Consider the following 26,618-nt stretch of genomic DNA (forward strand, 5'->3'; position numbering starts at 1 on the left):
GCATGACCTCGGGGTCATTTTCCATAAATGACGATGAATTGGCGCTATTACTGGCGCCAAGTACCACCCCTGTCTCCTCAAAATTACTCAGAATATTGTGGTTTCAGCAAACTGCCATCCCATCTCACTATCCCTTAGAAAATGTAGAAGTCACGCAAATTGACGAATTGCAGTTACAACTGCAGCAGTCTAATGAATTTGATGCCATTGTATTTAACTGCGCTCAGCTTGATAGCAACCAACTCACGTTATTAGCGGGTTTATTAGAAGAACAATCGCAGATTTCGGTATTTTTGGTAGGGCAAATGCCCAATATGGCCTTTAATTTACCGGACTTTACTTACTGCGAAAGCCAACAAGAGTTGATTGAGCAGTTTACCCATTGGTGTAATTCAATTAATGCGCAATATCGTGAGTGGGCAGCGAACAAATCGGTCTACATTTATAGCCCAGTGGCAGACCAAGATTTACAACAGCAGATGAAAAACCTAGGGTTTGGCGAAACCCATACCTGGCAAGCTAAACAAGACAATGTGCAAATGCTATTGCAGCAGGCAAATTTGGTAGTGGTATCGGTATTTGATGATGACCCAGAAATCATCGACGTGATAGAAAGTCTCGCCTCAGTGTTACACCGTCCTGGCTTGTTTTTATTGTTTCAAGAACAATCTACCCTTAAAAACAGCATTACCTTGCTCACTAAACACTATGGTTTAAACCTTTATACGTCTTTGCTTTATAACCAGTTTACGCATCAAGTTGCCTACCTTAGCCGTCAATTTTTCCGGCTTTATCGACATAAACTTAATCAGCTCAGCCATACTACTAAACATAGCCACTACTTAATTCATTGTACCTATGAAAATGAACTAATAGGATATTGGGACTGGCCAGAAACGCAGCGCCAAAGCGACGAAACACTCGAATTTAGTGAACCGGTTAACGCGGTGTATTGGCATCACTTCAAATATGAGCTGTTAAAAAACAACATAGAGCTAACGTGTATTGCCAAGCACTATAGCAACATCATGCTGGCCTTTAGCCCTGAATTTCCCATGGATAATTTGTCGAGCCTGATAAGAATTAAGCAACAACAAGTAAAATTAGCTTGGCAGCCTAACTTAGTAGCTCAACTCAAAAACCACCCTACGGTATTAGATTTAGTAGATGTATTAGTGATTTCACTGGATATGTGGATTTTGCTAAACGTGAATAATGATAACCGCGCTTTTTGGCAAAGCGTAAAACAACGCTGCCAAGATCAGCAAGTGTCGCTGGCGATCCTAGGAGTACAATCTGAATTGATTCAATATTGGCGGGATAAAGGTTTTGACTTGCTGATCCACCGCGATGATGCGGAGTAAGTAGCCCAATATGTTAGGCTACTTCGTAGTATTTTGGGGTTATTTCTAATTCTTTATCAATGATGGTTTTAGCCATTCTGGCACATTTACCACATTGCGACGCAACACCGTGCTTTTCTCGTACATCGGCTAAGCTTTCGCAGCCTTGCTGCACCGCTTCTTTAATTTGCTTGTCGGTAACTCCGTGGCATAAACATACAAACATTGCTGCACCTCACTAATAACAATACAGCAATTATATTGCGAACCATTATCATTCGCAATATCTTTTTCAGTTTATACTGGATTATCTATATCAATAAAGCTGACATCAAGACCATGCTCTACTGCCAACCACTCACCTAATGCTTGTGCGCCGTAGCGCTCGGTAGCATGGTGACCCGCCGCAAAGTAGTCAATACCCATCTCTCTGGCTGTATGTACGGTATTTTCCGATATCTCACCGCTAATAAAGGCATCTAAGCCCTGCTCTGCGGCCAATGTTAAATATGATTGACCACCACCTGTACAAATACCGACTTTCTGAATATTTTTCTGATTGGAGATGTGTAAAGGCTTACGCTGTAATACTTGTTCAATACGCTCTGCAAAAGCTTCACCTGAGACAGGTTCGGCGAGCTTGCCTACCATTGCCACACTGCGTGGATCCCACGGCTCTAAACCACGTTTTAAAGTAATCCCCAAATGCTTGGCTAACTGTGCGTTATTGCCTAGTTCGGGATGAACGTCTAATGGGAGGTGATAAGCATAAAGGTTGATATCGTGATTTAACAACGCTTGTAGACGACGGCGTTTCATACCGGTAACGACTGCAGCTTCGTTTTTCCAGAAAAAACCATGATGAACCAATATAGCATCGGCGTTTACTTCAATAGCTTGGTCAATTAAGGCTTGGCAGGCAGTAACACCTGTAACCACTCGCTTAACCTGCTCACGGCCTTCTACTTGCAGACCATTAGGGCAATAGTCTTTAAACTTAACGCTTTCTAAATGCTGGTTTAATATGTTTTCTAATCGGGTATTTTTCATTACATTAACTCACAATGGTTTGGCACATTGTAAGTAGCAGACCCGATCAGAAACAAGCTTTAGCTGGTAGGCTTTACTTAAAACAATACAAACTGGCTGTTTTGCTCTGCTTGTTGCATCCAGCTTGGACGATCGTTACGTTTGATCCACTGGCGGTGTAATGCGCTGTAAAATGGCGCTCTAACACCAGCCATTGCTACAAAAGGGAAAGACACTAGGCCAACTAGAAATAACGCGATACGACGAACGATGATAATGCTGGTAGAAAATTGCTTACTCATTTCGAACACCTCGACTGGTTTGACCACTAAATAGTAGCCAACATTTAGTAATAAAACTACAAAAACCGTGGAAAACGTCGAAATAAAAAGCTATCGGTTTAAAAAGATGTAAAAAAATAACAAAGGGGTAACATTTTTGGATAGGCAGAGTTTCATTGAGGATTTACGTTGGTGTTTACACGCCCCTGCTCTGCTAGGTATTAACCCGCTTCCTTTTACCGTAGATAAGGGTTGGCAGAAAAGCTGGCAACAAGCAGTAGAGCAGCATTTAGCATTAGCCGAGCAAGTTGATGTTAATCCTCGCTTAGGTTTGTACTTTGAGCAACTGTGGCGCAGTTTAATTGCGCTTCACCCCGATTGGCAATTATTGGCCGACAATGTAGCGGTGCAACAAGATGGTCGCACTCAAGGAGCTATCGATTTTCTATTGCTTAATCATTCGCAGCAACAGATAGAACATTGGGAACTGGCGGTAAAGTTTTACCTAGCTACTCAATCATCTCCGCAGAGTGAACATTATTTAGGGCCCAACCAGCAGGATCGGCTCAACAGTAAGCTCAGTAAACTATTGCTAAAGCAGGTGCCGCTTGGCCGCCATCCGCAGATTCAAAAACTGCGCAGCCCCTACCCTAATTACACATTTAAACAACGAATCTTATTACCGGGTTATTTATTTAAACTTGCTGATCCTAATCACACTCAACCACAAGATCTTCATTGGTATGACCTTCAGCACTGGCAATACATGCAGCAAAGCCAGTGGAAGCGTTTAACTAAGCAGCAATGGTTAAATCCAGCGGCTTATCATCTCAGCGAATGTGAACAAGACTTAGACCTCAGTAAAGGACCAGTACAGTTGTATCTACCTAAAAATGGCCAACAATCTGCTAAACGAATATTCATTTGCCCTAACAATTGGCTCGTTAGGGCAAATGCTAAGCTACATAGCCGGTAAATTTAGCGCTTTCGCTCTTCAGAGGAATATTCACGCATCATGCCTTCTACGGTTTCTACCATCTGAGTACTGCCGCAGAAAAACGGAATACGCTGATGAAGCTCGCTAGGAACAATGTCCATAATCCGATCAAAGCCATCGCTGGCTTTACCACCTGCCTGCTCAATCAAAAAGGCCATTGGGTTACATTCATATAATAAGCGTAACTTACCCTCTGGTGCCGAAGCCGTGGAAGGATATATATAAATCCCGCCTTTTAATAAATTACGGTGAAAATCAGAGACCAACGAGCCAATGTAACGCGAGGTATATGGGCGCTTAGTGTCCGGTTCTATTTCTTGGCAGTACTTAAGGTATTTTTTCACGCCCGTAGGAAACTTAAGATAGTTACCTTCGTTAATTGAATAAATCACACCATCTTCTGGAATGGACATATTCTCGTGAGATAAATAAAACACTCCTAGCGATGGGTCGCAAGTAAAACCGTGAACCCCATGACCCGTGGTATATACCAACATTGTTGAGGAGCCGTATACCACATAACCTGCTGCCACTTGCTGGTTACCCGGCTGTAAAAAATCTTCTAATACTGCAGGCGTACCACAGGGACTGATACGCTTATAGATAGAAAAAATAGTGCCTACTGATACATTTACATCAATATTCGACGAACCATCTAAAGGATCCATCAATACGACGTATTTACTGTCTATGGAGCGCGAGCTATCAAAACTCACAAACTCATCTTCTTCTTCAGAGGCTACACCACATACCTCACCACGGGCTTCTAAGGCCGCTTTAAATTTCTCGTTCGCATACAAATCTAGCTTTTGTTGTACCTCTCCTTGAACGTTTTCAATGCCCGTGGCACCAATAATATCAACCAGGCCGGCTTTGTTGATTTCACGGTTAACGACTTTAGAAGCTAAACGAATAGCCCCCAACAGCTGGGTTAGCTCCCCTGTTGCATCGGGAAACTGGTGTTGTTTTTCTATTATGTATTCACCAAGAGTTATCATTTTTATCCCTATTTATTAGCACGCTTCCTAATGAAAACCTTTTCAGTCCTCAATGTTATTTTGCAAGTATTTACGAAAAATTACTAGCGCCGAGGACTAATTGTCATACATATAGTTGAAAAAAATATTTGCAAATTCTTTGAACAGGTAATACTGTATATCCATACACTGTATATAAACACAGTTAAACTTCGACATTGACTTAGAGCATGGAGCGAACAATGGCACAACAAATTGAACAACTGCTACAAAGCAACAAGGTATGGCAAGGCAGCCAATGGCAACACAGTCATCTTGACGTTCATTCAAGTGGCTTTGAACAGCTTGACCAACAGCTACCTAACCATGGCTGGCCACAAGGCGGTATTACCGAGGTGCTTTATCAGCAACACGGAATTGGCGAATTACAGTTGCTGCTTCCTGCTCTGGCAAAATTGAGTCAACAATCTCAATGGATCATTTGGGTAGCACCGCCATTTATGCCTAATGCGCCTGCCCTACAACAACATGGCGTAGACATAAGCAAAGTCATTGTTATTCGCCCAGAGCAATGTAGCGATATAACGTGGACCATTGAACAAGCCTTAAAAAGTGGCTCATGCAGTGCGGTATTAGGTTGGGTAGATGGTTTAGATTTAAAAGCCAGTCGCCGTTTACAACTGGCTGCAGAACAGGGCGACTGCCTAAGTTATTTATTTAGACCGCTACAGCAACAACAGCAAAGCTCTAGCGCCAGTGTACGAATGGCCCTACACCCTAGTAAGGCGCCTAACCAAATTAACTACCACCTGCTAAAACGCCGTGGTGGCGCGCCGCTCTACGAGCAAAGCATGCCACGACTTAATTAAGCCGGTGCTAATGATGCAAGCAACACATGTACTGGATTTACCTTGATTTTCCTCAGCTCGCGCTGGACTTACTACAGCGCGAGCACCCCGCTGAGCACGCTTTGGCGATTCATCACAACAAACAGATCATTCAACTTAACCAAGTCGCTTATCAGCTAGGTGTCTATTTAGGTAGCTCTCTAAACACAGCCTACCAACTAGCGCCACAATTACATTTGTACCAACAAGCCGATTTATCATGCGAGTCCTATTTCGACAGCTTGGCTCAACAAGCTTTACAGTATTGTGCTCAAGTGGCTTTACATGAAGAGCAGGGTTTATATATCAGCGGGGCTGGCATGTTGAGTATTTATCAGCAACCAGAAAAGCACCTAAAACAACTAGCAGAACATTATCAGCGCCAGCAAGTTAGTTTTCGCATCGCTTACGCAGAAACAGCCATAGCCGCGCGTTGGTTAGTGCGCTCGCAAGATATAAAGCACCCTGAAACAGGTACCAAGCATTTGCCCGACCTCGCTTTAAGTTATAGCGATCTTCCTAGTGCCCAAGTCACTAGCTTGCAGGCAATGGGTTTATATACCATCAAACAACTTAGCAACCTGCCCCGTCCCGAATTGCGTAAACGCCTTGGTGAAGAGAGCTTAGGTGCTCTAGACCAAGCGCTGGGGTTGCAAAATACGCCGTTTACTTTTATTCAAACAAAGGCCTGCTATCAACAACGTTTCCCCTTATTAAGTGAAACTCACACTATTCAAGGTTTAAGCTTTCCCCTCAAGCAAGCCTGCCAGCATTTACAGCAGTGGTTAAGGCAGCGCCAGTTAAGCAGTAACACCTTACTGCTTACTTTATCTTTTCGCGATAAACCCAGTGAGCAAGTAAGCCTTAAAAGCGCTCGCTTATTACAAACCAGCCAAGATTGGTTAGCCCTATTTAGGCTAAAACTAGACACGCTACGCCTGCCTGCGGCGGTGCTTGAGTTTTCCCTATATTGCCAGGCGCTTTATCCATTAGGTAGTGAGGTGAGTAGCCTATTTGAACAGCAGCAATCCAGCGATGACAACTTATTGTTTGATCAGCTCAGCGTACGTTTAGGCGAGCACACCATCAGCCGCTTAAGTTGCCAAGCCGATTATCGCCCCGAGCGTGCCAGCCAGTATTTACCTCTGCAACAGCAAGACACGCTTAGCTACCCGAGCCTATTTCCTCGGCCCTGCTGGCTATTGCCTCAGTTAAAACCTATTAATATTCGGCACTTCACTTTGCTTTCGCCACCAGAGCGTATCGCCAGTGGTTGGTGGGACGAACAAAGCATTAATCGAGATTACTATATGGCGCAATGCCCGCAGCAAGGCATAGCGTGGATTTTCCAAGAAAATAAACAGTGGTTTTTACATGGCTGGTTTGCCTAATGAGTACTCTCCCTTTTGCCGAACTTAACGCACAAAGTAACTTCAGTTTTTTGTATGGCGCGTCTCACCCAGAAGAAATGGTGGAACAAGCTGAACGCTATGGCTACCAAGCCATCGCAATTACCGATGATTGCTCGTTAAGTGGTGTCGTTCGAGCTCATCAAGCGGCCGAGCAACTCAATATTAACTTGATCATTGGCAGCCAATTCACTACCGATGAGCAATGCCAATTAGTGGTATTGGCTAAAAACCTTAATGCTTATCAGCAACTTTGCCGATTTGTTACTCAGGCCAGAAAACACAGTAAAAAAGGCAGCTATCAACTAAGTTTGGCGCAGTTTGATCAAGGCTTAGATCAGTGTTTGGTGCTGGTAAAAGCCAATAAAAATCTGCAAGCCACTCAACTTAGTCAACTTAAACAGCAGCTGAAGCAGCCTATTTATTTGCTGCTGCATAACGATTTATCGCAACCTGTTAGCCTGCTTGATAACTTTCGCCAGCTTGCTAAACAACAACAAATAGATTGCGTAGCGTCTATCAACCCCCGCATGCACCTTGCTAATAGAAAAAAACTAACCGATATACTCGATGCCATTCGCCAACACAGCACGGTACAGCAGGCAGGTTTTTTACTTAGCAGCAATGCCGAGCGGCGTTTATTACAGTGGTCGCATTTACAACAGCGCTATTTGGCCGAAGAGCTAACACGCAGTGCAACACTGGCAGCACAGTGCAGCTTTAGCCTAAACGAAATACGCTACCAATACCCCAAAGACAATGTCCCTAAAGGCTACAGCGCCGAGCAATATTTGCGTCAACTAGTAGAAGCAGGCATTAAGCAACGTTTTGGAGATAACCTATCGACAGAGTTACGCACACAAATAGAACATGAGCTGGCGTTAATTAGTGAGCTACATTACGAGCACTACTTTCTCACTATCTACGACATTGTGGCGTATGCAAGGCGCCAAAAAATACTCTGCCAAGGGCGCGGTTCGGCCGCTAACTCGGTGGTCTGTTACTGCTTAAACATAACCGAAGTTAACCCCCAGCAAGTGGGTTTATTGTTTGAGCGTTTTATTTCAAAAGAACGCGATGAGCCACCTGATATTGATGTTGATTTTGAGCACCAACGCCGCGAAGAAGTCATTCAATATATCTACAACAAATATGGCCGTGACCGTGCAGCGTTGGCAGCCAGTATTGTCACCTATCGCACTCGCAGTGCAATTAACGAAATAGGTAAAGCCTTGGCGATCCCCGCGCACATTTTACATGGGCTAAACCACAATATTGATTGGCGCGATGGCAACAGCAATACGGTGAATAAGATCGTGCAGGCGGGTTTGTTACCCGAAAATAATGCCCGCAGCTTTGCAGAGTTAGTATCGCAATTACGTGGTTTTCCTCGGCACTTATCACAGCATGTTGGCGGCTTTGTGATTGCGCAGGATAAGCTCTGCGATTTAGTGCCGATAGAAAATGCCGCCATGCCTGACCGAACCATAATTCAATGGGATAAAGACGACTTAGAAGCACTGCATTTAATGAAAGTAGATGTGCTCGCCCTTGGCATGTTAAGTGCTATTCGCCGCTGTTTAGCCAGTTTAAGCCAGCGAGAACAACACACCATTAGCCTTAGCGATATTCCTCAAGATGATAAGGCCACCTACGACATGCTCTGCCAAGGTGACAGTGTAGGAATTTTTCAGGTGGAATCGCGGGCGCAAATGAGCATGCTACCGCGGCTAAAACCGCGTAACTATTATGACCTAGTCATTGAAGTGGCCATTGTTCGCCCAGGCCCCATTCAAGGAGACATGGTGCATCCCTATCTACGCAGGCGTAATGGTGAAGAAACTGTAGACTACCCTAGCCCCGAAGTAGAGTCGGTATTAGCCAGAACCCTAGGCGTGCCTATTTTTCAAGAACAAGTGATTAAACTCGCGATGGTGGCCGCAGGGTTTAGTGGCGGCGAAGCCGATCAGTTACGCCGCGCAATGGCCAGCTGGAAACGTAACGGCAAACTGGCTTACTTTAAAGACAAACTGATTAACGGTATGCAAGCACGTGGCTACCCTGCAGATTTTGCCGAGCGCGTGTTTTCACAAATTCAAGGCTTTGGCGAATATGGTTTTCCAGAATCGCATTCCGCCAGCTTTGCATTATTGGTGTATATATCGTCTTGGTTAAAATGTCATGAGCCCGCCGCGTTTTGCTGTGCCTTACTCAATAGCCAACCCATGGGTTTTTATAGCCCTAGCCAGCTAATTCAAGATATTCAGCGCCATGGCGTAACCATTCTACCTATCGATATAAACCAAAGTGATTGGGAGCATAGCCTTGATTACAGTCAACATGCTAAAGGGGCGATTAGGCTGGGTTTAAAACAAATTAAGGGCTTAAATAAAGGCAAATTTGCTCATCTATTAGCAAACCGCCCTAGCCAAGGGTTTAGCCACTTAAATCAACTCACCCAACAGTTAGATAAAACCAGCCTAGAGTCTTTAGCTACCGCCGATGCTTTTGCTTGCCTAGCGGGTCATCGCCATCAAACTCGCTGGCAAATGAGTGGCACAGAAGCGCCACTGCCATTATTTGATATGCCCAATGAAGCCGAGGTAAACCTCACAGCCCCTAGCGAAATTGAAGATATTAAACAAGATTACCTCGCTACACGCTTGAGTTTACGGCGCCACCCCATGCATTTATTGCGCGAACATCAAGCACTAAAAAATTGTTACTCGCAAACGCAATTACATCAGTGTAAGCACGGTCAGTTGGTTAAGGTGGCAGGTTTAGTCGTGGGTCGACAACGACCTGGTTCTTCGGCAGATGTCACCTTCGTTACCTTAGAAGATGAAACAGGCAACAGCAATGTGATAGTCTGGTCAGCAACCGCTAAAGCGCAGCGCCAAGCCCTTATCTCATCTCGTTTACTTAAGGTTCATGGTCGTTTAGAGCGCTGCGATGAGGTAATACACATTATTGCAGGGAAGCTAGAAGACTGTTCGTGGTTATTAGCCGATCTTTCAGTGCGTTCACGCGATTTTCACTGAACTAAGCAACGACAATGTACAGTTAAGCAGCAAGTAAATAGGACAACAATGTTAGACCGCTACGCCATAAAAATCATAAAGACGCCATTAGATTTAAGCGCACAAATCCTCGACAAAGCAGGCCTTAGTGCTAATCAAGTCACCATTATCGGCTTTTTTATTGGCTTAAGTGCCATTCCATTTTTAGCCTTTCAACAATATCAAATAGCTCTGTTATTGATAATCCTCAATCGGATCTTTGATGGCTTAGACGGCGCATTGGCAAGACGACAAGGCTGTAGCGATTTTGGCGGATATTTAGATATTGTCTGTGACTTTATTTTCTACTCCGGCATTGTATTGGGATTCGCCCTCGCCGCGCCAGAGCAAAATGCCATCGCAGCCAATGTGCTTATTTGGACATTTATGGGCACCGGGTCTAGCTTTTTAACCTTTGCCATTATGGCCGCTAAACGCGACATAGATAATACCGTGTACCCGCATAAGTCGTTGTACTATCTGGGAGGGTTAACTGAGGGAACCGAAACCATTGCCACCTTTGTATTGTTTTGTTTGTTTCCGCAGTACTTTGCCGTTTTGGCGTTTACCTTTGCAGCATTGTGCAGCATTACCACTGTCACTCGAATATTGGCGGCCAAAGCTACTTTTATCGACGCCAGCCCCAAAGAGTGCGACTAACAAAGCGTTTTTAGAACCTAAAAAAACCGGTAATACCGCGTATTACCGGTGGCTAATAAAGCTATGAATAAGCACCAAAGTGGCAGCAGGCAGTGATTACCACTCACCAGATACTTATCGGTTTATGTAAACTTAACTCTCGGCTAAGCAGTTATAAGCATTCATGCTCATACCTACAGCAAAACCACCGTCTACACCAATAGTTTGGCCATTAACAAAGACGCAATCAGGCGCAGATAAAAAATGAATGATAGCCGCAACTTCTTCTGGTTCGGCGATTCGGCCAAGCGGCACAGCTTTTTGCTCACCAAGCTCTAAGGCGGCAGTTCTAGTTATACCCAACATTGCCCACTTAGAGCTAACATAGGGAGCTAAATATGGCCCCCCTTGCATACCTGCGGCTGAGGCGACATTCACAATGCTACCGCCTGTTGGCATATGAGGAGTCGCATGTTTAATTCCAAACACCACCCCCATGGTATTAACCTTAAAGTTGAAGTCGAAATCTCCGTACTCAGACTCCAATAGCGTGTTGTAACCACGATTTACACCAGCACAGTTAACCAAAATATCGATTTTCCATAGAGATCATGGGCGACAGCCATTAGGTTTTTAACCGACGTTTCATCAGAGACGTCGGTTTTAACAAAACTTCCGCCTAAGCGCTCAGCAGTTACAGCACCAATGCCAGACGTACCGCCAGTAATTACCGCTACCTTTTCATTTAAATTAAAAAAGTGATTCATTGCTTACCCCTACTCTGTTTGTGCAGCCACTTGCTGCTCTGGAATGACGCTAAGTTAACGCTTACGGCGCGAGTAACAGAGTTACAAACCAGAGGCACAAGGTAAGTTACCTAGCAAATCGCCAAGCAGTGACTTGCTCAATGCATCTAAAAGACTAAAAACGAATTAAACAGGTAAAGGCGCTAAGTAAATGATTTAAATAGAACATCGAAATTTCAGAAGCAGTAAAAACAAAATAATTAAAATAAACGTGAACATAAACACAAAAACAAACGTTCTATTTAAGTGTAATCAATAAGAGGAAAGAACAATGAATAAAATACTAATCGCATTAAGTTTATTTATGGGAATGTTTTATTCTAGCCTAGGTATGGCCAGCGGCCCTTGCTGTAATAAGCATTACTCTACCATTAGCATGTGGGAAAAAACTGAGGACATGCAGCGCAACATGTACACAGCGCCGTCGATAAAACAGTATTCGACAGTAGATAGCTACATCAAGGTAAACGATTTAACTAGACCTAAGAACGTATCATACAGCCGTCGTATATATGCATCGCATTAAAATAGAAGGCGACAGCCATAGGCTGCCGCTTTTATTTATTCAACAGTTAACTTAGTAAGAATAACCATTGTGGGTATTACTCAAAGAATAAAAAGTTGCTTGAACATAGTCTGAGCCATTGCCACTTTTATTTTGATTATAAACCCCAGCTTTAAAATACATATATTGGCTAGAGATATCGTAACCGCTATTACTCATATCAACCACTTGAACAACATCACTCTTACCAGGGCGACTAATAGTTACCGTTAAGGTATTTGCAACTACTTTAATCTGATATGAAAAACGCTCATTCAATTTAATACCGTCTGCAGGATCATTGGCACTATTGTCTCGGCTACCAATCATCTCGTAGTATTGTTCACTGCCACTGCGTGGCTCATGAGCAATGTAGATTGAACCACGTACATTGTCTTTTAACTTACGGAAGTAAATACGCACTGGTTCGTCATCATTTGCATGGATCTGACCAATAATCACTCGGCCTACATGACCACTATCACCACTGGTTGTTACATGGTTTACTGCCAAGGTTGCGTCTAATACCCCGTTTACCCCACCCGCTGCATTTTGAGCCGACGAAGGAGCGCTTGAGAATACCCAATTGTTTTTGCCAACCCCTTTCGTGCTATGGCTGGTATCGCCACGACGCAACATTTCACGTAATTCAGAGCGAGTGTAAGAGGTGCTCGAGGATGTTTTAGCACCACTAATCGGCGCTTTAAATACCATGCCTCCGTCTGTCGTTGTATAGAAAAACTCGCTGCTTTGATAACCGCTTGATAAGGCTTGTTCTTTAATCGTATCGGCTTTACCGTCACCGTTATCATCTACTGGAACACTTAAGGTCCAATCTAACAAATCAAAGTTACCCGATGGGGGTAAAGACGGATTAAGGTTAGGATCAACCGGTGCAGGATCTACTGGGTCTACGGGATCTGGGTCAACCGGATCGACAGGGTCAACGGGAGCACTTCCATCAATACAGCCAAATACTTTCGCTTCAATAATGCTATTCCAGTTATTGGCAGAATTCCCTTGCCCGGTAACTCTTACATAACGAGCGTCACTGTCGCTAATATCAAAACTTTCATAACCGCTTTCAATACCACTCGACATCGCACCCGTTAATACCGGTGTCCAATTACTGTTATCACTAGAGGTAGCCACATCGAAGTAACTCGAACGCTGGTCGCCTTTTAAAAACACCACATCCATACTCGTCACATTGGCGTTAGCTTGTAAATCAAACACTATCTGCTTGCCAATACCTTGAGATGACCAACGAGACTCAGTGCTTAGGTTGCCGTCTATAGCGTTTTCTGGGCCATGACCATCATTACTGCCATTATCACTGGCAGACGCAATAGTAAGGTTAGCTGGCGAAGAACATGAACCAGCACTGACAGGCGGAGTAACAGAGCTAGGTTCAGAACTGCCGCTCAAAGAGAAATCATCAAAACGGCCTTCAGCACCGTTGTATTCTGCGAATACCGTCACTTGGTTAGCAGAGCCAGCACTGGCGGTTACGCTCACTTTCGTCCAATCGCTGCTAGCGCTAATTTTCTTAGTATATTCTTGCGAACCAAAACGCAAACCAATAGTGCCAGAGCCTTTAACAAAGGCCGTTAGCGTATAGGAAGTATTAGCCGCAATGTTAAGCGTTTGCTCTACACTTCCACCACTGCCGTTAATTTTTACTGATTTACTCCCGGTTTGAGCAACACCAGACAAAGAAGAAGGATCGGTATCTGTCCAGCCATCAAATTGGCTGCTACTTTCAAATCCGGGGTTAGTAAGAGAAATTGTTTCTGCTAGCAATACAGGAGATTGCAACAATACTAAGGCACCTAGCCCAGCAGTGATGCGATTTCGCGTCAGTTTCATTATTATATGTCCTATGTATATGCGCCCAATAAAGGCTGTCCATTTCGTGCCCTCGCTCTCGTCGTTGGCATCGCTTACACATCCATGCGCTAACAGGCTAGCCGCTATACCACATTGCGGTAATTTCCTATTCACTACTGCTTAGAAATGTTAAATAAACCTTAGCAATAAATAATACAATACCACCTTTGTGATGATCACATTTCTGACCACCGAGCTAATTCTCTGCCAAAAACTTGAGGCAGCTCACTAAGCCTGGTTAATTAACTTCAATTACATAAGTGCAATAAAATCAGTAAATTAAACGAAGAATAGTGATTTAATGTAAATATCACTGAATTTACAGAGTAAGCCGTCAATTTAACCAATGGACGAAATAAGTTGGCAGGATGTTTTTGTGCAAAAGCGGTAATGAATGAGGATTTAGTGATTTTTTAAGACAAAATATAATGAGGTAATACGCTACCAATTGTATGGCATATAAGGTGTAAGCTAACTAAATGAAATAAAAAAGCCTCGCGACGCGAGGCTTTTTTTCATTACTAACCGTTTTAAGCCACATCTTCCTCTGGAAGGCGGTGCTTACTGTTATTTAAGAGCTCTAAATTAGCTGCTCGGGCTTTTTCAGAGTCACCTGCCATAATGGCTTGATAAATAGCAGTATGCTCGGCCATACATGTGCCCCCTTCTTTTGAAGAGTGTTTGAAGAAACCCACAAACATTACCTGCAGCACGTTAGCAAATGGAATATAGAAATTATTCGCGGTTGCTAAGTAAACCAAACGGTGGAACTGTAAATCAGCCTGTACCCAACCAGAGGCATCTTCATCGCCATTAGCAATGGCTACCATCTGCTGAAAGCATTCAGACAACAATACCCGTTGTTCAGCCGAAGCGTTCTTTGCCGCTAGCGCTGCGGCCTCTGGCTCAATGGCACGTCGCAGTGCTAAAAACTCGGTTAGCAGGTCTTGGGTTTCGCCTATCCCTGCCATCCAACTTAACAACTGAGAATCCAGCATATTCCAATGGTCCCTAGTTTTCACTCGGGTGCCAATTTTGGGGCGCGATTCTAACAAGCCTTTAGAGCTGAGGTGTTTAATTGCTTCACGCAACGCGGTTCTGCTTACGCCAAACTGCTCACACAATTCCATCTCTGAAGGAATAATACTGTCTTGAGGAAGCGCGCCAGACAAAATGCTTTTAGCTATTTCCCTTGCTACCTGTAAGTGTAAGCTGCGCGATGCGCCTTCAATCATTGCAAATTCGTTAGCCATAGGTGTCCTTTTGCTATCCTATGAAATCAACCATACATATTAATTTAGTGCAGCATATTCAATACCGCTCAACTAAAGTGTGTCTACGTTAACAGATTTCAACATTTACACTAGCTAACTGCACATAGGATTTTGATATTACTGTACTTTTTTCAATACAGTCACTACCAAAAATGACTAAATGTGTTGCCTATTCCCGACAGTATCGCTTAAAAAACCACCACATATGTATTACAATTAATGTTATTTTCTCTTCCCCCTAAACGTAATAGCTAAACACTGTTTGTGCGAGAGAGTCACCGATAACTAAAAATTAAATAAGAAGCTTGAGACTATTTTGATGGGATCTAGATAACGTTTTCAATCTGACAAGATATAAAAGTGAGATCATAATCTCACTTAGCTCCTTATGTAATACAATAATGCCATAGTGCTTGTTAAGGTAAGGTTATCTACTATGGAAGAGGAATTACAGGCATGGATTTAAACGTCCTTATCGTACTCATTTATTTTTGTTTTCTAATCGCAATCGGTTGGATGTTCCGTACATTTACCAATAATACCAGTGACTATTTCCGCGGGGGCGGCAAGATGTTGTGGTGGATGGTAGGTGCAACCGCCTTCATGACACAGTTTAGTGCTTGGACATTTACCGGTGCCGCCGGTAAAGCCTACACCGACGGCCTAGCCGTTGCCATTATCTTCGTAGCCAATGCCTTTGGTTACTTTATGAACTACGCCTACTTCGCGCCTAAATTCCGTCAACTTCGTGTTGTAACGGTAATTCAAGCAATCCGCATGCGTTTTGGTAAATATAACGAGCAAGTATTTACTTGGTCTGGTATGCCAAACAGTGTGGTATCTGCCGGTATTTGGCTAAATGGTTTGGCCATTATTGCCTCTGGTATTTTTGGCTTCGACATGACCTGGACCATTGTACTAACCGGTTTAGTCGTACTTATTATGTCTGTAACGGGTGGCTCTTGGGCGGTAATCGCATCTGACTTTATGCAGATGGTGGTGATTATGGCCGTAACAGTAACCTGTTGTATTGTTGCCATTATCCACTCTGGCGGTGTAGGTAACATTCTAGATGACTTCCCGCGTGACTTCGTTATTGGTGACAACCTTAACTACGTAAGCATCTTAACTATTTGGGCATTCTTCATCTTTGTTAAACAGTTCAGCATTACCAATAACATGCTTAACTCTTACCGTTACCTAGCGGCTAAAGATTCAAAAAATGCTAAAAAAGCGGCTTTGTTAGCCTGTTGTTTAATGACCTTAGGCCCGGTGATTTGGTTTATTCCACCATGGTTCTTAGCAGGCCAAGGCGTAGATCTAGCCGCCATGCACCCAGAAATGGGCAGCAAAGCTGCCGACGCAGCATACCTAGCCTTTGTTGAGCTTTACATGCCTGCAGGTATGGTAGGTTTGCTTATCGCTGCAATGTTTGCCGCAACAATGAGCTCAATGGATTCAGGCCTTAACCGTAACTCTGGTATCTTTGTTAAAAACTTCTACGAACCAGTACTACGCCCTGACGCATCAGAAAAAGAGTTAGTCGCCGTTTCAAAAATTACCTCTACAGTGTTTGGTGTACTAATTATCTTATTCGCCCTATTCATTAACTCGCTCAAAGGGTTAAGCCTGTTCGACGCAATGATGTTTGCCGGTGCCATGCTTGGCTTCCCAATGACCATTCCTGCCTTCCTTGGCTTCTTCATTAAGAAGACACCAGATTGGGCTGGCTGGGGAACACTACTAGTAGGTGCTTGTGTATCTTACGTAGTAGGTTTTGTGATTGGTCCAGAGCATATCCAAGATATCTTCAACCTAGACCAAGACTTAACCAACCGTGAGTGGAAAGACCTTAAAGTAGCCATTGCTCTAATTGGCCACATTGTTCTTACCGGTGGTTTCTTTGTAATGTCTCAGTTGTTCTACAAAGGCTTGAGCGAAGAGCGTTCTAAAGATGTAGACAAGTTCTTTAACAACTTGCATACACCACTAGTGAACGAGTCTGCAGAACAAGAAGTGCTAGATAACAAACAACGTAGCATGTTAGGTAAGTTAATCGCCGCAGCAGGTGCCTTTGTTATGCTGTTAGTGGTATTGCCAAACAGCATGGGTGACCGTTTAGTGTTTATCTTATGTGGAGCCATTATCCTTTGTGTTGGTGTGCTACTGATTAAAGCGAACACCAGTAACAAAACACCCCCTACTAGCCAACCAGCAGTAGAATCAGAATCATAGTAAGACCTGTAGTATATAGGAACTGACCATTCCTTCTTTTGCAGTGTTTAGGGTGTTGGCCTAAACACTGCCTTTTTGGTGCTAGGCCTTGGTAAAAACGCCAAAGCTGGGTCTCTTCTAGTAGATAAAAAGCTAAGCGTAACCTGCTTAGCTTTTCTTTTTGCTTTTTCTAAAGAGCCGAACAACACGAGTTTGCTAGGCTCTCGCTTAAAGTAAGCCGCCATTTGCCAGTGTATACGCCACTACTTAGTCACACACCTAACAAAACCATTTAGCTCAGCAACACTCTTAATATGATGCAACTCTTTATCTTGAGACCGCTCTGTTAAGCCTTTTACAAAATCATCATTCCAGAATGTTGGACTTAGCTTGAGCATTTTATAGCTCTGCAGCGTGCCTTTTAGCACCGAACTACCATCTGGCCAACCCTCAGGCTTTACCCACAAGCCTTTAAGCATTCGTTTAGTCGCAAGCCAATAACTGGTTGGATAAGGCAGGTCGATGTAAATCAAAGTGTCTGCCGCTGTTAAACGCCGGTTGAAGGAAGCTAAAGGACCAAAGCCGTCGATGATCCACTGCTCGCGAGACAAGATGTCCTGATGTGTTTGGTCATATATCTCACGCGCTACCCTTTCGCCATTTGCCTTAAACACCAGCGAATCGAGTTGATATAAGGGAATGCCTACCGCTGAGGCCAACGCTTTGCTTAAGGTGGATTTACCACTGCCCGGCTTACCAAAAATCGCTATTTTCTTCATGTGAACTCCTTGTAGTAATAATCCTCATGAGGCAGATACAAAAAACCCACCTCTTTGGGTGGGTTTTACACATCAACAGCGCATTAACAATCCCACCATTCCTAAGGAATGATGATAATTCGTAGCGCTGCTTGCGTAAGATAAGTATTCATAGCTTTATCCTTAACGATGGAGAGGACGTTGTCAATTGGTGTTGAGTGAAAAACAATCAAGCATGATTCTTTGAACAACAAGAGGACTTGTCAGAAGGTTGTTTTAGCACAAGGTAAATGGAAACAAACACCGTCATCAACAGAATGAAACTTAAGTGAATGACAATAGTAAGTGAAAATTTCCTTAGGTAGCTCAACGAAACCGAGTTTTCTTGCCAACGCTATACTCGCAATGTTCGATTCATTAGTCTGAATGACCAAACCATCACTAAATATATTGGTAATCTTAGCTAATGCACCACTTAGCAATAGTGATGCAACCCCTTTCCGGTGCCAATGAGGATGAACATGGTAGCCGACATTTGCCATTTCAGCTGACTCGCCTACCCTAAAAATATTGATTTGCCCGACTAAGTCACACCCTTCAACAGCAAGCAAAGTAAGTACATGCCAAGGATGGGTTTCATCATATGCCATTCGGTTACATTGCTGAGTGTCCCAATCAGGGTATATCGAGGCAAACAAATCAGCAACAGCAGCGCCCCAACGATTTTTGTTATAGTTTACAACACGCACCGCTGAAATTTTCCTCTCAAAGCTTAACAGCTGAAAACTAGATGGTTGACACCATCTTTTAATATCTCACGAACTAAATCAAAAACTAAAAATGCTGGCGATTCCTTCGAAAACAGCACTAAGGCCTTCAACAAAGACTTCGGTTAGAGTAACTAAAAAATCTAGCAAACCTTCACTGTATACAACACTGGTAGTTGCCAAGCCACCAAACGCAATCGTCACTATTAGTGCTGCCGCTACTTCGAAACCAAAGACAAGCAAATAGAAAGCTGCGCCGAGAAACGTCATTGAACAAGTCGCGCAAACAAGCCTTGTTAGAAAAGGTCGTTTCTTCTTAGGTGTATCCATTATTACCTTCCTTGTAACAACTTTATTTTTTAATCAGTGACCCAATCACTTGCGGAGATTTTGCAAAAATGCGCTTAGTTTGGGCGAGAAATAACTCGCCAGTGGCTACCGCATCCATCAGTGCATTGTGCCCATGGTACTCGGGTAAGCCATAACGTTGGCGAATGGCCGACAATCGAAAATCCCCGGTTTTTTGATGATTGGCATTGGCAATTAAAGATTTCTCTAAACTTAGGGTATCTACCCAAACCAAAGGCAAGGTATTCAACTGGTATCGCTGCTTTAGGTAATAATCAATAAATTGCTGCTCTACACAACAGCCATGCACCAGTAATACTCGGCCCTGCATCGCTTCAAAAAGCTGATCCATAGCTTGGTCTAGGCTAATCCCTTGCGCGAGCATTTCTGGCACAATCTGATTAATAACCGCGGTTTCTGCTTTAACTTTGTTGCCACTGTTGATGTAACAATGCGAGGCGCTGTTTAGGTCTATGCTCAAATTCTTCATCACGGTGTAGCCAATACTAAGAATATGATCGTTTTCTGGGTGCAAGCCGGTGGTTTCAAGATCGAAGGCGAGAAACTCGAGGTCTTTAATATTGGAGCTTTCACTGGGAAGCGTGGCTTCTAACAGCCCAATAAACTTTTTAGGTAAACCACCACTAGCTATCACCTTTGCGCGGGCGCGGCCTAGCTTCGCCAGTGGTTTAAAACGTGTGAACATTGCTTACCCTATTTTTCGCTAAAACGCAGCTTAGCAGCATCTTGCAGGTTATTAATGATGCGAAACGCGTCTTTTAAGTGCTCTCGTTCAAAGTTACCAAAACTTTTAGGGGCAATATAGTTATCTGGCGCAGAACCTTGCTTTAACGCTTTAAGTTGATGGCGGAATCTAAGTTGTGTAATGAACCGATAAGCGCCTAGTACGTCTTTTAGGGCGTCTTCACTGAGTATTTTTTTCTTTGCAGCACTGGTGAAGCGTTGCTCGGTGCCGGTATCGTCACTATTGACCGCTAAACCGTAAATGCGGCCTAAGTCGACAATAAGCAATAAGGCGTACTTTTTAATATCAAGCATTTCACTGTGTTCGCCGCCCTTCTCCAACACTAGGTTGTTAAAAATACCTAGGGGTGGTTGTACCGATACAGAGTCTGTGACCAGTGAGTTTAAGAAGGTTTTATTGTTATTAAGCAGAGCGTACAAATGCTGCTGAAGCTGCTCCGACAAACTGGCGTCGCCATATATACTGCGAACTTCCATAAACACCGTGGCGTTTAACAACATGCTGTATTCAGGGTTAGACACCCATTTACGGTAATACTCTGTCCATACATTAATCGGCTGACACCACTTTGGTGTCGCTGCCATAAACTTGCCGGTACATAAGGGGTAACCACAGGTGTCCATGGCATTACACACGTACATGGCTAAATGGGTAAAGTACATGCGGTCAGACTTACTAACGTTCTCTGGCAAAATAATAGCACTGTCTTGATCAGACAACATGTGTACTTCGTTACGAGCGTGAGAGCCCGCTACTACCCAGGTATATGCACAAGGTGGATCGCCTAGTTTGGCTTCGGCCATTTGAATCAGTCGGCGATTATAGGCATCCATTATCATGGCCATAACTCGGCCTATTACCTCTACCCTCACCTTGCCTTCGACCAGTGCTTCAAATATGGCTTGGCGCTCTGAAGTAAGTTTTGCTAGCCCTTCTACAGTTTCGGTGTACTTAATTTTTTCAATCAGGAAGATCGCCTGCACGCGGTGCTTTTGCACTAAATGTGAAGTAGTGAGCAAGCCCAATACCTGATTGTTCTCCACCACTGGTAAGCTGCGAATGTTGTGTTCCATCATCAGTGAGGCGGCGGTAAGAATAAGATCGTTCGGTTTAGTGGTGACAGCTGGCGAGGTCATTACGTCACTAATCGGGCGAGTGATGTCGTAGCCTTCGGCAATCACCCGTTTGGTCATATCACGGTCTGAGATTAAGCCGCATATAACACCGTCTTTTTTAATCACCGCGGTAGACGAGCGGCACTGCACTCGCATTTCGTTCGCCACCGCTTGTATCGACATATCAGCAGTGACCACAGCAACCGTTCCGCTAGCAACTTCCGACACCTTTTTAAAGAATAAGCCTTTCTCGTTGTCAGACCACACCACGTTAAGCGCCGACTGCAGGCGTACTCGCGCTTTAGAAGCAAAGCTGTCGGCGTATTCTGGGTGTTGCTCAAGCAGTTGGGTTAACTCGGTATGCGGCACCATGTACAGCAAGGTATTTTCTATCGCTGTTGCACTATAGCCATCTAGCGCGTCTTTTAGTGGCTCTAAAAAAGTAAAACCAAATAAGTCTTCTTCGCCGAGTTTTGAGCGTAACACCCCATCAGGTTTACGCTGCTCCATTACCCCGGTGCGAATAATGTATAGGAAACACTCTGATTTATCTGAACCGAAGCGAATTTGCTCGCCTCGCGCCAAATAACTAATGGTTACCGACTCTCCAATTTGCCGCTGCAAGGCTGGCGGCAATAAATTAAATGGATAAATCTGCGACAAAAATTCGATAATGTTCGGCAACAGTGTTTGCGGCATGGTAATAACCTATTTACAGTAATAGTATTATTATATTGTTATTATATGTAATTACTATGAGCCAACTCGAATTTGCTGCCCATTTAACCACTTATCAACAATAGAACAGTGACAACTATAGAGGCGCAATAGCCAATAGGACCAAAGCTTGTATCTGTTGCAAAGAGCCTTGGTCAGAAAAACCAAGCTCTATCCAGGCCGAACCAGGGCTGCGTTTAGGATGGGATACAGAGAATTCAGGATGCTGCAAGCCATGTTCAGCAATGCTTGTTCGCCCGAGTTTTAAATCTAACTCATCACCTTGATGAAAGTGAGCAAACTCTTTGCCCTTATAAACAAAGCCGTAAAAGCCTCCGCTGTCGTTTGGCCAAAACGTCTCGCTAATACCCGCTTGCGCTAACAGCCAAGCATGTAGTTGCTGTTTTAGTCGCGAGTAAGAATGCTTTACCTGCTGCTGTAAAGCGGCAATTTGCTCTGAGTTTTCTTGTTTAGCCATTGCGCAAACCTGCTTCATGTTTCAGCAACCAGTCTTTACGATGAATACCACCGCCGTAGCCTGTTAGCTGGCCGTTGGCACCTATCACTCTGTGACAGGGAATAATAATGCTAATACGGTTTTGGCCGTTGGCCGAGGCTACCGCGCGCACGGCATTAGGTACCTCTAAGTACTCTGCTTGTTGGCCGTAACTGCGTGTTTCGCCATAGGGAATATCCATTAGCCCACGCCATACCAATTGCCTAAATTCGGTACTGGGGGTGTCTAGCGCTACGTCAAACTGTTTGCGGGTTCCAGCAAAGTATTCAGCAATTTCTGTCTGAACTTGATCCAGATGAGGGTTATCTCCTGGCAGAATAACGGCTTTTAAACGTTTAGTGAGATCGTTAAATTCGGTCTCCAACATTCGGCGGTCGGTAAACTCCAACAAACAGATCCCCTGCTGAGTGGCGCAGGCATACATGGGCCCAATTGGCGTGGTAAAACGCACAATATTAATCACGTTGCTGGTTTTGCCAGTTGGCGCGCCACCAAACACTTTTTTAAAGCCTTCGTTAAACCCACTCAAGGATTCATAACCTGAATCAAAGGCTGAATTACTAATGCTGTCGCCTTGTTGAATTTGGCTAAAGGCCGAGTTAATTCGCACCATGCGTTGATAGGCATGAAAAGTAATCCCATGATGCTTCTTAAACCAGCGGCGCACTTGAGCCGGGTCTAGGTTACGGGCGCGCAAATCACCGTCTTTTATCCGCGTGAAATTATCTTGCTGAATATCATCTAACAGCGCTTTTATATAATCTGGGGCTTCGTCTAAAGCTTGCATCGGTTTGCATACTTTACAGGCTCTATAGCCGTGTTGCAGAGCTTCTTGCGCGCTGTTGTAAAAGGTGACGTTTTCAATTTTAGGTTTGCGCGCTCGACAGCTTGGCCGACAAAAAATACCGGTGGTTTTTACTGCGGTGTAAAACACCCCTTCGTACTGAGCATCCTTGCGGCTCATTGCGTCATACTTTTGCTGAAAGCTTAGTGGTTCCATAAACCTTTACTGCTTAATAAGAGTTGATAAAACCAAAATAACTCAGTGTAGATTTAACGGCTACCGAAAAATGAACAAGTATTTTTTCTCCGGCCCGTTGTTAGGCAATCCGCTAAATAACGGCGCCAAAAGCCAACTAGATTTTACCTACTGGGTAATGGTTTTAGACATGTTGTAGCCGGTAACCACAAAACCAATCTCTTGGTACAATGCTAACGCGCGCTGATTACTAAATGCGACTCTAAGCTTGATTTGGTTAATACCAAACCCCGTCAACTGCTGTTCAAGCGCCTTCATCGCCAGTTTCCCAAACCCTTTGTTGCGCTGCTTGGGGAAAACATAAAAATCGTAAATGTAAGTGGACTGGTCACTGGCTTGAATAGAGTGCCATAAATAACCAATCAACTCTGATTGTTGCTCGATACACAACAGTTGGTGGCCTTGGCTTTCTGCCCCTTGCGGAAAGCTTTGTTCTAGTGTTTGTTGGGCTAACTCTAACGCCCTTTCTTTAGAGTGCCCTTGATTCGCTGCGATATCGCGGCTGTAATCATCAACAAAATACTCGCAGTAGTCTGCAAACTCCTTAGCGGTAATTGCCCGTAGCGTAACCATTAGGTTCTAAATCCCCACACTGCATCTATCAGCTTAATCATCAGTTCTTTGGATACTCCATTGTCATCCAGTTCTGGCATATATTCTACAAAGTCAGCGCCGACAAATTTAGGGCTAGATGCAACCGAATAGACCAAGTGGATTGCCTCTCTGGCGCTTAAGCCACCTACATTAGGCGTAGCGCACGCTCTATAAATACTGCCGTCTAATGCATCGTAATCGAAAGACAAATAAATATGATCGTAGTTGTCATTTAGCTCAGTCATCAAACTAGAAATAACGCCGTTTATACCTAAGCTATCTATGCTTGGCATACCGTAATGGCGAATACCAAGTTCGCTAATCAACCGTTGCTCGTTAGGCATTACATCTCGTACCCCAATGTAATAAATATCTTGAGGATTAAGCACTCGTTCTGGATCTATTTCCCACGCTTTATCGGGGTATTTGTCCATAAGCATCGCTAAAGGTTTACCATGCAAATTGCCATCTAGCTTATCGTTACAATCTGCATGTGCGTCCACCCAGATAACCGCTACCTTTTTGTCCCGTTGTTTCTGATAAAAGGTCATTACCGCCTGCAGTGTGCCCACCGCGATAGAATGGTCCCCACCAATAGTGATGGGAGTGCGCCCTTGGTCAAAACTATTGAGTACGGCAGCGCAAAGCGCGCCTCCGTAATCCGCTAAGGCGCTTACGTTTTGTTCTGCCTCAAGCAAGCGTAATACCTCACAAGAAGGGCTCACATCACCGCAATCTTTAATGTCCGCATTCCAGCAGCTATTTCTAACATCAATCCAATTCGATAGCCCTACCCAAGTATTTTAGCTAGCTTGCCTAAGACCATCTACGGTATTTTGCTTAGTGGTCACGCAACCTAAATGATTGAAGGGAGCACCGATGATGTCAAAGCGTTTGGTCATATTAGGTAAACTCGCGAGTGGTAGCTAACGCTAAAAGTAGAGATCAATTAAACCACTAACAAATAACTTATTCATCAGTAATCTATTGATTAAACGGGAAAATGAAGTGGGCAGCTACCGTGGCAGACAAATCTAAAATAAAAAGGGCTTTGCTAACACCAATAAGCAAAGCCCTAGATGGGATTAATTAAGCTAAATGCTGCTTAAAGAAAGCGATGGTTCTGTTCCACGCTAGCTCAGCGTTGTCTTTGTCATAACGGCCTGTGGAGTCATTATGAAATCCATGATTGGCTTGCGCGTACATATGCATGTCAAAGTCGACGTTATTGGCCCTTAAGTCTTGCTCGTACTCAGGCCAAGTAGCGTTTACCCGTTTATCTAACTCAGCTAACTGAATCTGCAACGGCGCTTTAATGTTGGCTCTTAACTCTTTTGCAGCAGGGGTGCCGTAAAACGGTACGCCTGCATTAAGCTCTGTGCCCATGCGCGCAGCCAGCATGTTCACCACATAACCACCAAAACAAAAACCAACTGCACCTAACTTACCGTTGCTGGCAGAATGGCTTTTTAAAAAACTAGCGGCAGCTAAAAAGTCTTGTTCAATTTTGGCGCGGTCTAAAGATTTTTGCATACTGCGGCCTTCATCATCATTGCCAGGGTAGCCGCCTAAACTATGTAACGCGTCTGGTGCAAAGGCGATAAAGCCATCTTTCGCTAAACGTCGCGCGACATCTTTAACATAAGGATTAAGCCCTCGGTTTTCATGAATAACCAAGACCACAGGAGCGCTTCCTTGCAAATTGGTAGGCATCACTAAATAGCCACGCCCTTCTCCATACCCTTTGGGGGAATCAAAAGTCGCAAACTGCGCTTTTATTTCTGGGTCGTTAAACGACACTTGTTCTGCCAAGGCATAATTAGGTAACAAGGCAGACGACAGCACCGCCATGGAAAACCCCACAGCCGCTAATTTAGATAAGCGCGCTAAAAAAGTACGGCGGTCAATAAGGCCATGAGCATACTCGTCGTACCAATCAAAGGCCTCTTGAGGAATGGCATACTGTGGTTTGCTGTGTTGCGGTCCTGTCATTGGTGTTTCCATCACTTGCTCCTACCTTTTGGTTTAATGTATTACTTTAGCTCAATTAAAAGTACTTAGTATTACTTTACAAACTATCACTTCGATCACTTAAGTTAGATAAGCAAATATCCATTCATGCTTTGGGTTTACGCGGTGGTAATGCAGCGAATTGCGGAAGCTGCTGGTTGTCGACAAACCAAGGTGCCTTATCGGCACAAAAAATATTCTGAATCGGTTCTATATTGGGGTGCTGGTCTAAGGTACCGGCTGGGATCACCATAGTTTTGCCCGTTTTCGCTAGCCAAGGCAAAGACGAACCACAAGTGCGACAAAAGGCAGTAGCAAAGTACTTAGTGTGCTCAGGTTGATACTGCTGAACCTTGTCTTCACCGGCCAACCACCTAAACTGGCTGGGCAATACAAACAAATTAGCTGCATGGGCACTACCGGTAAATTTACGACATCGAGAGCAATGACAGTATTGAAAAATGCCTAAATTGCCGTTTATTTGGTAGTGCACCTCTCCACATAAACAGCTCCCCTCTATATCGGCTTCTTGCATACATCCCCCCCTTGGTTTCCTTGCTTACTGAACAACTTAAGTGTAGCGAGTATTACTGAGGCAGCAGTGACTATATGCTTCTCCCAAAAAACTTAAAATACCT

Annotated in this window: 27 protein-coding genes; 8 read left to right on the forward strand and 19 right to left on the reverse strand. The window is 44.0% G+C overall.

Translation table 11 applies throughout. The features are described 5' to 3' along the window. Window positions 1-2 precede the first annotated feature (2 nt). On the forward strand, window positions 3-1,364 hold the full coding sequence (locus FFR00_RS08455; protein ID WP_137672959.1) for a hypothetical protein: 1,362 nt from the start codon (window positions 3-5) through the stop codon (window positions 1,362-1,364). Window positions 1,365-1,377: 13 nt separating this feature from the next. Here the strand turns inward: FFR00_RS08455 and FFR00_RS08460 are convergent, their stop codons facing one another. The 3 genes from FFR00_RS08460 to FFR00_RS08470 form a co-directional block, all read right to left on the reverse strand. Continuing rightward, entirely contained in the window at window positions 1,378-1,569 is a 192-nt protein-coding gene (locus tag FFR00_RS08460; protein WP_137672960.1) for a bacterioferritin-associated ferredoxin, read from the reverse strand. A gap of 71 nt (window positions 1,570-1,640) precedes the next feature. Next, on the reverse strand, window positions 1,641-2,393 hold the full coding sequence (locus tag FFR00_RS08465; protein ID WP_137672961.1) for a Nif3-like dinuclear metal center hexameric protein: 753 nt from the start codon (window positions 2,391-2,393) through the stop codon (window positions 1,641-1,643). A gap of 77 nt (window positions 2,394-2,470) precedes the next feature. After that, a complete protein-coding gene (locus FFR00_RS08470; RefSeq protein ID WP_137672962.1) occupies window positions 2,471-2,674 on the reverse strand; it encodes a DUF2517 family protein in 204 nt (67 codons plus the stop codon). Window positions 2,675-2,810: 136 nt separating this feature from the next. On the opposite strand from FFR00_RS08470, the gene FFR00_RS08475 reads away from it, so the two are divergent. Further along, the gene (locus tag FFR00_RS08475) at window positions 2,811-3,629 is read left to right on the forward strand and encodes a DUF1853 family protein (protein WP_137672963.1); all 819 of its coding nucleotides are present in this window, start codon (window positions 2,811-2,813) and stop codon (window positions 3,627-3,629) included. 2 nt (window positions 3,630-3,631) lie between these two features. On the opposite strand, the gene fbp is transcribed toward FFR00_RS08475, so the two are convergent. Beyond that, window positions 3,632-4,648 (reverse strand): class 1 fructose-bisphosphatase, encoded by a 1,017-nt coding sequence (gene fbp, locus FFR00_RS08480; protein WP_137672964.1) that lies wholly within the window; start codon window positions 4,646-4,648, stop codon window positions 3,632-3,634. A gap of 221 nt (window positions 4,649-4,869) precedes the next feature. Between fbp and imuA the strand changes: the two genes are divergently transcribed. The 4 genes from imuA to FFR00_RS08500 are packed head-to-tail and all read left to right on the forward strand — an operon-like array spanning window position 4,870 to window position 10,642. After that, window positions 4,870-5,496 carry a translesion DNA synthesis-associated protein ImuA gene (imuA, locus tag FFR00_RS08485; protein ID WP_161985126.1) on the forward strand — a complete coding sequence of 209 codons (627 nt, stop codon included), beginning with the start codon at window positions 4,870-4,872 and terminating at the stop codon, window positions 5,494-5,496. Between the two features lie 26 nt (window positions 5,497-5,522). After that, entirely contained in the window at window positions 5,523-6,905 is a 1,383-nt protein-coding gene (locus tag FFR00_RS08490) for a DNA polymerase Y family protein (protein WP_137672966.1), read from the forward strand. After that, window positions 6,905-9,964 (forward strand): error-prone DNA polymerase, encoded by a 3,060-nt coding sequence (locus FFR00_RS08495; RefSeq protein WP_137672967.1) that lies wholly within the window; start codon window positions 6,905-6,907, stop codon window positions 9,962-9,964. The genes FFR00_RS08490 and FFR00_RS08495 overlap by 1 nt, the downstream gene beginning before the upstream one ends. A gap of 48 nt (window positions 9,965-10,012) precedes the next feature. Further along, window positions 10,013-10,642, forward strand: a complete 630-nt coding sequence (locus FFR00_RS08500) for a CDP-alcohol phosphatidyltransferase family protein (RefSeq protein WP_137672968.1) — start codon at window positions 10,013-10,015, stop codon at window positions 10,640-10,642. A gap of 132 nt (window positions 10,643-10,774) precedes the next feature. Here the strand turns inward: FFR00_RS08500 and FFR00_RS08505 are convergent, their stop codons facing one another. Both FFR00_RS08505 and FFR00_RS21810 read right to left on the reverse strand, forming a co-directional pair. Further along, window positions 10,775-11,209: an SDR family NAD(P)-dependent oxidoreductase gene (locus FFR00_RS08505; protein WP_201798716.1), complete on the reverse strand. Its 435-nt coding sequence runs from the start codon at window positions 11,207-11,209 to the stop codon at window positions 10,775-10,777. Next, window positions 11,188-11,388, reverse strand: coding sequence for a hypothetical protein (locus FFR00_RS21810; RefSeq protein ID WP_201798717.1), 201 nt, complete (start codon window positions 11,386-11,388; stop codon window positions 11,188-11,190). Before FFR00_RS21810 ends, FFR00_RS08505 begins: the two co-directional genes overlap by 22 nt. Window positions 11,389-11,698: 310 nt before the next feature. Here FFR00_RS21810 and FFR00_RS08510 point away from each other — a divergent pair, with 310 nt between their 5' ends. Next, entirely contained in the window at window positions 11,699-11,953 is a 255-nt protein-coding gene (locus FFR00_RS08510; RefSeq protein WP_137672969.1) for a hypothetical protein, read from the forward strand. A gap of 51 nt (window positions 11,954-12,004) precedes the next feature. Here the strand turns inward: FFR00_RS08510 and FFR00_RS08515 are convergent, their stop codons facing one another. Beyond that, complete coding sequence (locus tag FFR00_RS08515; protein WP_137672970.1) at window positions 12,005-13,840, reverse strand: polysaccharide lyase family 7 protein; 1,836 nt, start codon at window positions 13,838-13,840, stop codon at window positions 12,005-12,007. 551 nt (window positions 13,841-14,391) lie between these two features. Further along, complete coding sequence (locus FFR00_RS22015) at window positions 14,392-15,114, reverse strand: FadR/GntR family transcriptional regulator (RefSeq protein ID WP_137672971.1); 723 nt, start codon at window positions 15,112-15,114, stop codon at window positions 14,392-14,394. Between the two features lie 477 nt (window positions 15,115-15,591). On the opposite strand from FFR00_RS22015, the gene FFR00_RS08525 reads away from it, so the two are divergent. After that, window positions 15,592-17,370, forward strand: a complete 1,779-nt coding sequence (locus tag FFR00_RS08525; RefSeq protein ID WP_137672972.1) for a sodium:solute symporter family protein — start codon at window positions 15,592-15,594, stop codon at window positions 17,368-17,370. Between the two features lie 242 nt (window positions 17,371-17,612). Here the strand turns inward: FFR00_RS08525 and FFR00_RS08530 are convergent, their stop codons facing one another. The 11 genes from FFR00_RS08530 to FFR00_RS08580 form a co-directional block, all read right to left on the reverse strand. Then, a complete protein-coding gene (locus FFR00_RS08530) occupies window positions 17,613-18,128 on the reverse strand; it encodes a shikimate kinase (RefSeq protein WP_137672973.1) in 516 nt (171 codons plus the stop codon). 242 nt (window positions 18,129-18,370) lie between these two features. Beyond that, window positions 18,371-18,856 (reverse strand): GNAT family N-acetyltransferase, encoded by a 486-nt coding sequence (locus tag FFR00_RS08535; protein ID WP_137672974.1) that lies wholly within the window; start codon window positions 18,854-18,856, stop codon window positions 18,371-18,373. Between the two features lie 78 nt (window positions 18,857-18,934). Further along, window positions 18,935-19,204, reverse strand: a complete 270-nt coding sequence (locus FFR00_RS08540; RefSeq protein ID WP_137672975.1) for a hypothetical protein — start codon at window positions 19,202-19,204, stop codon at window positions 18,935-18,937. A 22-nt stretch (window positions 19,205-19,226) separates the two neighbouring features. Continuing rightward, window positions 19,227-19,928 (reverse strand): 3'-5' exonuclease, encoded by a 702-nt coding sequence (locus FFR00_RS08545; RefSeq protein WP_137672976.1) that lies wholly within the window; start codon window positions 19,926-19,928, stop codon window positions 19,227-19,229. A gap of 8 nt (window positions 19,929-19,936) precedes the next feature. Next, the gene (locus tag FFR00_RS08550; protein WP_137672977.1) at window positions 19,937-21,802 is read right to left on the reverse strand and encodes a putative nucleotidyltransferase substrate binding domain-containing protein; all 1,866 of its coding nucleotides are present in this window, start codon (window positions 21,800-21,802) and stop codon (window positions 19,937-19,939) included. Between the two features lie 115 nt (window positions 21,803-21,917). Further along, entirely contained in the window at window positions 21,918-22,298 is a 381-nt protein-coding gene (locus tag FFR00_RS08555) for a luciferase family protein (RefSeq protein ID WP_137672978.1), read from the reverse strand. After that, window positions 22,291-23,337 (reverse strand): bifunctional transcriptional activator/DNA repair enzyme AdaA, encoded by a 1,047-nt coding sequence (locus tag FFR00_RS22020; RefSeq protein ID WP_137672979.1) that lies wholly within the window; start codon window positions 23,335-23,337, stop codon window positions 22,291-22,293. The genes FFR00_RS08555 and FFR00_RS22020 overlap by 8 nt, the downstream gene beginning before the upstream one ends. Window positions 23,338-23,484: 147 nt before the next feature. Then, window positions 23,485-23,949, reverse strand: a complete 465-nt coding sequence (locus tag FFR00_RS08565; protein WP_137672980.1) for an N-acetyltransferase — start codon at window positions 23,947-23,949, stop codon at window positions 23,485-23,487. After that, window positions 23,949-24,746 (reverse strand): arginase family protein, encoded by a 798-nt coding sequence (locus FFR00_RS08570; RefSeq protein WP_255437869.1) that lies wholly within the window; start codon window positions 24,744-24,746, stop codon window positions 23,949-23,951. The genes FFR00_RS08565 and FFR00_RS08570 overlap by 1 nt, the downstream gene beginning before the upstream one ends. Before the next feature lie 313 nt (window positions 24,747-25,059). Then, window positions 25,060-25,962, reverse strand: coding sequence for a dienelactone hydrolase family protein (locus FFR00_RS08575; protein WP_137672981.1), 903 nt, complete (start codon window positions 25,960-25,962; stop codon window positions 25,060-25,062). A 124-nt stretch (window positions 25,963-26,086) separates the two neighbouring features. Then, window positions 26,087-26,515, reverse strand: coding sequence for a GFA family protein (locus tag FFR00_RS08580; protein ID WP_137672982.1), 429 nt, complete (start codon window positions 26,513-26,515; stop codon window positions 26,087-26,089). Between the last annotated feature and the right edge of the window lie 103 nt (window positions 26,516-26,618).

It is taken from the genome of Agarivorans sp. Toyoura001 (assembly GCF_005405585.1).
Classification (GTDB): Bacteria; Pseudomonadota; Gammaproteobacteria; order Enterobacterales; family Celerinatantimonadaceae; genus Agarivorans.

What these genes read in the sequence shown, in the direction of transcription:
- FFR00_RS08460 (WP_137672960.1), bottom strand. Translation starts at nt 1,569, where the DNA reads ATGTTTGTATGTTTATGCCACGGAGTTACCGACAAGCAAATTAAAGAA.
- FFR00_RS08565 (WP_137672980.1), bottom strand. Translation starts at nt 23,949, where the DNA reads ATGGTTACGCTACGGGCAATTACCGCTAAGGAGTTTGCAGACTACTGC.
- FFR00_RS08540 (WP_137672975.1), bottom strand. Translation starts at nt 19,204, where the DNA reads ATGGATACACCTAAGAAGAAACGACCTTTTCTAACAAGGCTTGTTTGC.
- FFR00_RS08575 (WP_137672981.1), bottom strand. Translation starts at nt 25,962, where the DNA reads ATGACAGGACCGCAACACAGCAAACCACAGTATGCCATTCCTCAAGAG.
- FFR00_RS21810 (WP_201798717.1), bottom strand. Translation starts at nt 11,388, where the DNA reads ATGAATCACTTTTTTAATTTAAATGAAAAGGTAGCGGTAATTACTGGC.
- FFR00_RS08515 (WP_137672970.1), bottom strand. Translation starts at nt 13,840, where the DNA reads ATGAAACTGACGCGAAATCGCATCACTGCTGGGCTAGGTGCCTTAGTA.
- FFR00_RS08470 (WP_137672962.1), bottom strand. Translation starts at nt 2,674, where the DNA reads ATGAGTAAGCAATTTTCTACCAGCATTATCATCGTTCGTCGTATCGCG.
- FFR00_RS22020 (WP_137672979.1), bottom strand. Translation starts at nt 23,337, where the DNA reads ATGGAACCACTAAGCTTTCAGCAAAAGTATGACGCAATGAGCCGCAAG.
- FFR00_RS08525 (WP_137672972.1), top strand. Translation starts at nt 15,592, where the DNA reads ATGGATTTAAACGTCCTTATCGTACTCATTTATTTTTGTTTTCTAATC.
- FFR00_RS08550 (WP_137672977.1), bottom strand. Translation starts at nt 21,802, where the DNA reads ATGCCGCAAACACTGTTGCCGAACATTATCGAATTTTTGTCGCAGATT.
- FFR00_RS08490 (WP_137672966.1), top strand. Translation starts at nt 5,523, where the DNA reads ATGTACTGGATTTACCTTGATTTTCCTCAGCTCGCGCTGGACTTACTA.
- FFR00_RS08580 (WP_137672982.1), bottom strand. Translation starts at nt 26,515, where the DNA reads ATGCAAGAAGCCGATATAGAGGGGAGCTGTTTATGTGGAGAGGTGCAC.
- FFR00_RS08455 (WP_137672959.1), top strand. Translation starts at nt 3, where the DNA reads ATGACCTCGGGGTCATTTTCCATAAATGACGATGAATTGGCGCTATTA.
- FFR00_RS08555 (WP_137672978.1), bottom strand. Translation starts at nt 22,298, where the DNA reads ATGGCTAAACAAGAAAACTCAGAGCAAATTGCCGCTTTACAGCAGCAG.
- FFR00_RS08500 (WP_137672968.1), top strand. Translation starts at nt 10,013, where the DNA reads ATGTTAGACCGCTACGCCATAAAAATCATAAAGACGCCATTAGATTTA.
- FFR00_RS08510 (WP_137672969.1), top strand. Translation starts at nt 11,699, where the DNA reads ATGAATAAAATACTAATCGCATTAAGTTTATTTATGGGAATGTTTTAT.
- FFR00_RS22015 (WP_137672971.1), bottom strand. Translation starts at nt 15,114, where the DNA reads ATGGCTAACGAATTTGCAATGATTGAAGGCGCATCGCGCAGCTTACAC.
- FFR00_RS08545 (WP_137672976.1), bottom strand. Translation starts at nt 19,928, where the DNA reads ATGTTCACACGTTTTAAACCACTGGCGAAGCTAGGCCGCGCCCGCGCA.
- FFR00_RS08495 (WP_137672967.1), top strand. Translation starts at nt 6,905, where the DNA reads ATGAGTACTCTCCCTTTTGCCGAACTTAACGCACAAAGTAACTTCAGT.
- fbp (WP_137672964.1), bottom strand. Translation starts at nt 4,648, where the DNA reads ATGATAACTCTTGGTGAATACATAATAGAAAAACAACACCAGTTTCCC.
- FFR00_RS08530 (WP_137672973.1), bottom strand. Translation starts at nt 18,128, where the DNA reads ATGAAGAAAATAGCGATTTTTGGTAAGCCGGGCAGTGGTAAATCCACC.
- FFR00_RS08465 (WP_137672961.1), bottom strand. Translation starts at nt 2,393, where the DNA reads ATGAAAAATACCCGATTAGAAAACATATTAAACCAGCATTTAGAAAGC.
- imuA (WP_161985126.1), top strand. Translation starts at nt 4,870, where the DNA reads ATGGCACAACAAATTGAACAACTGCTACAAAGCAACAAGGTATGGCAA.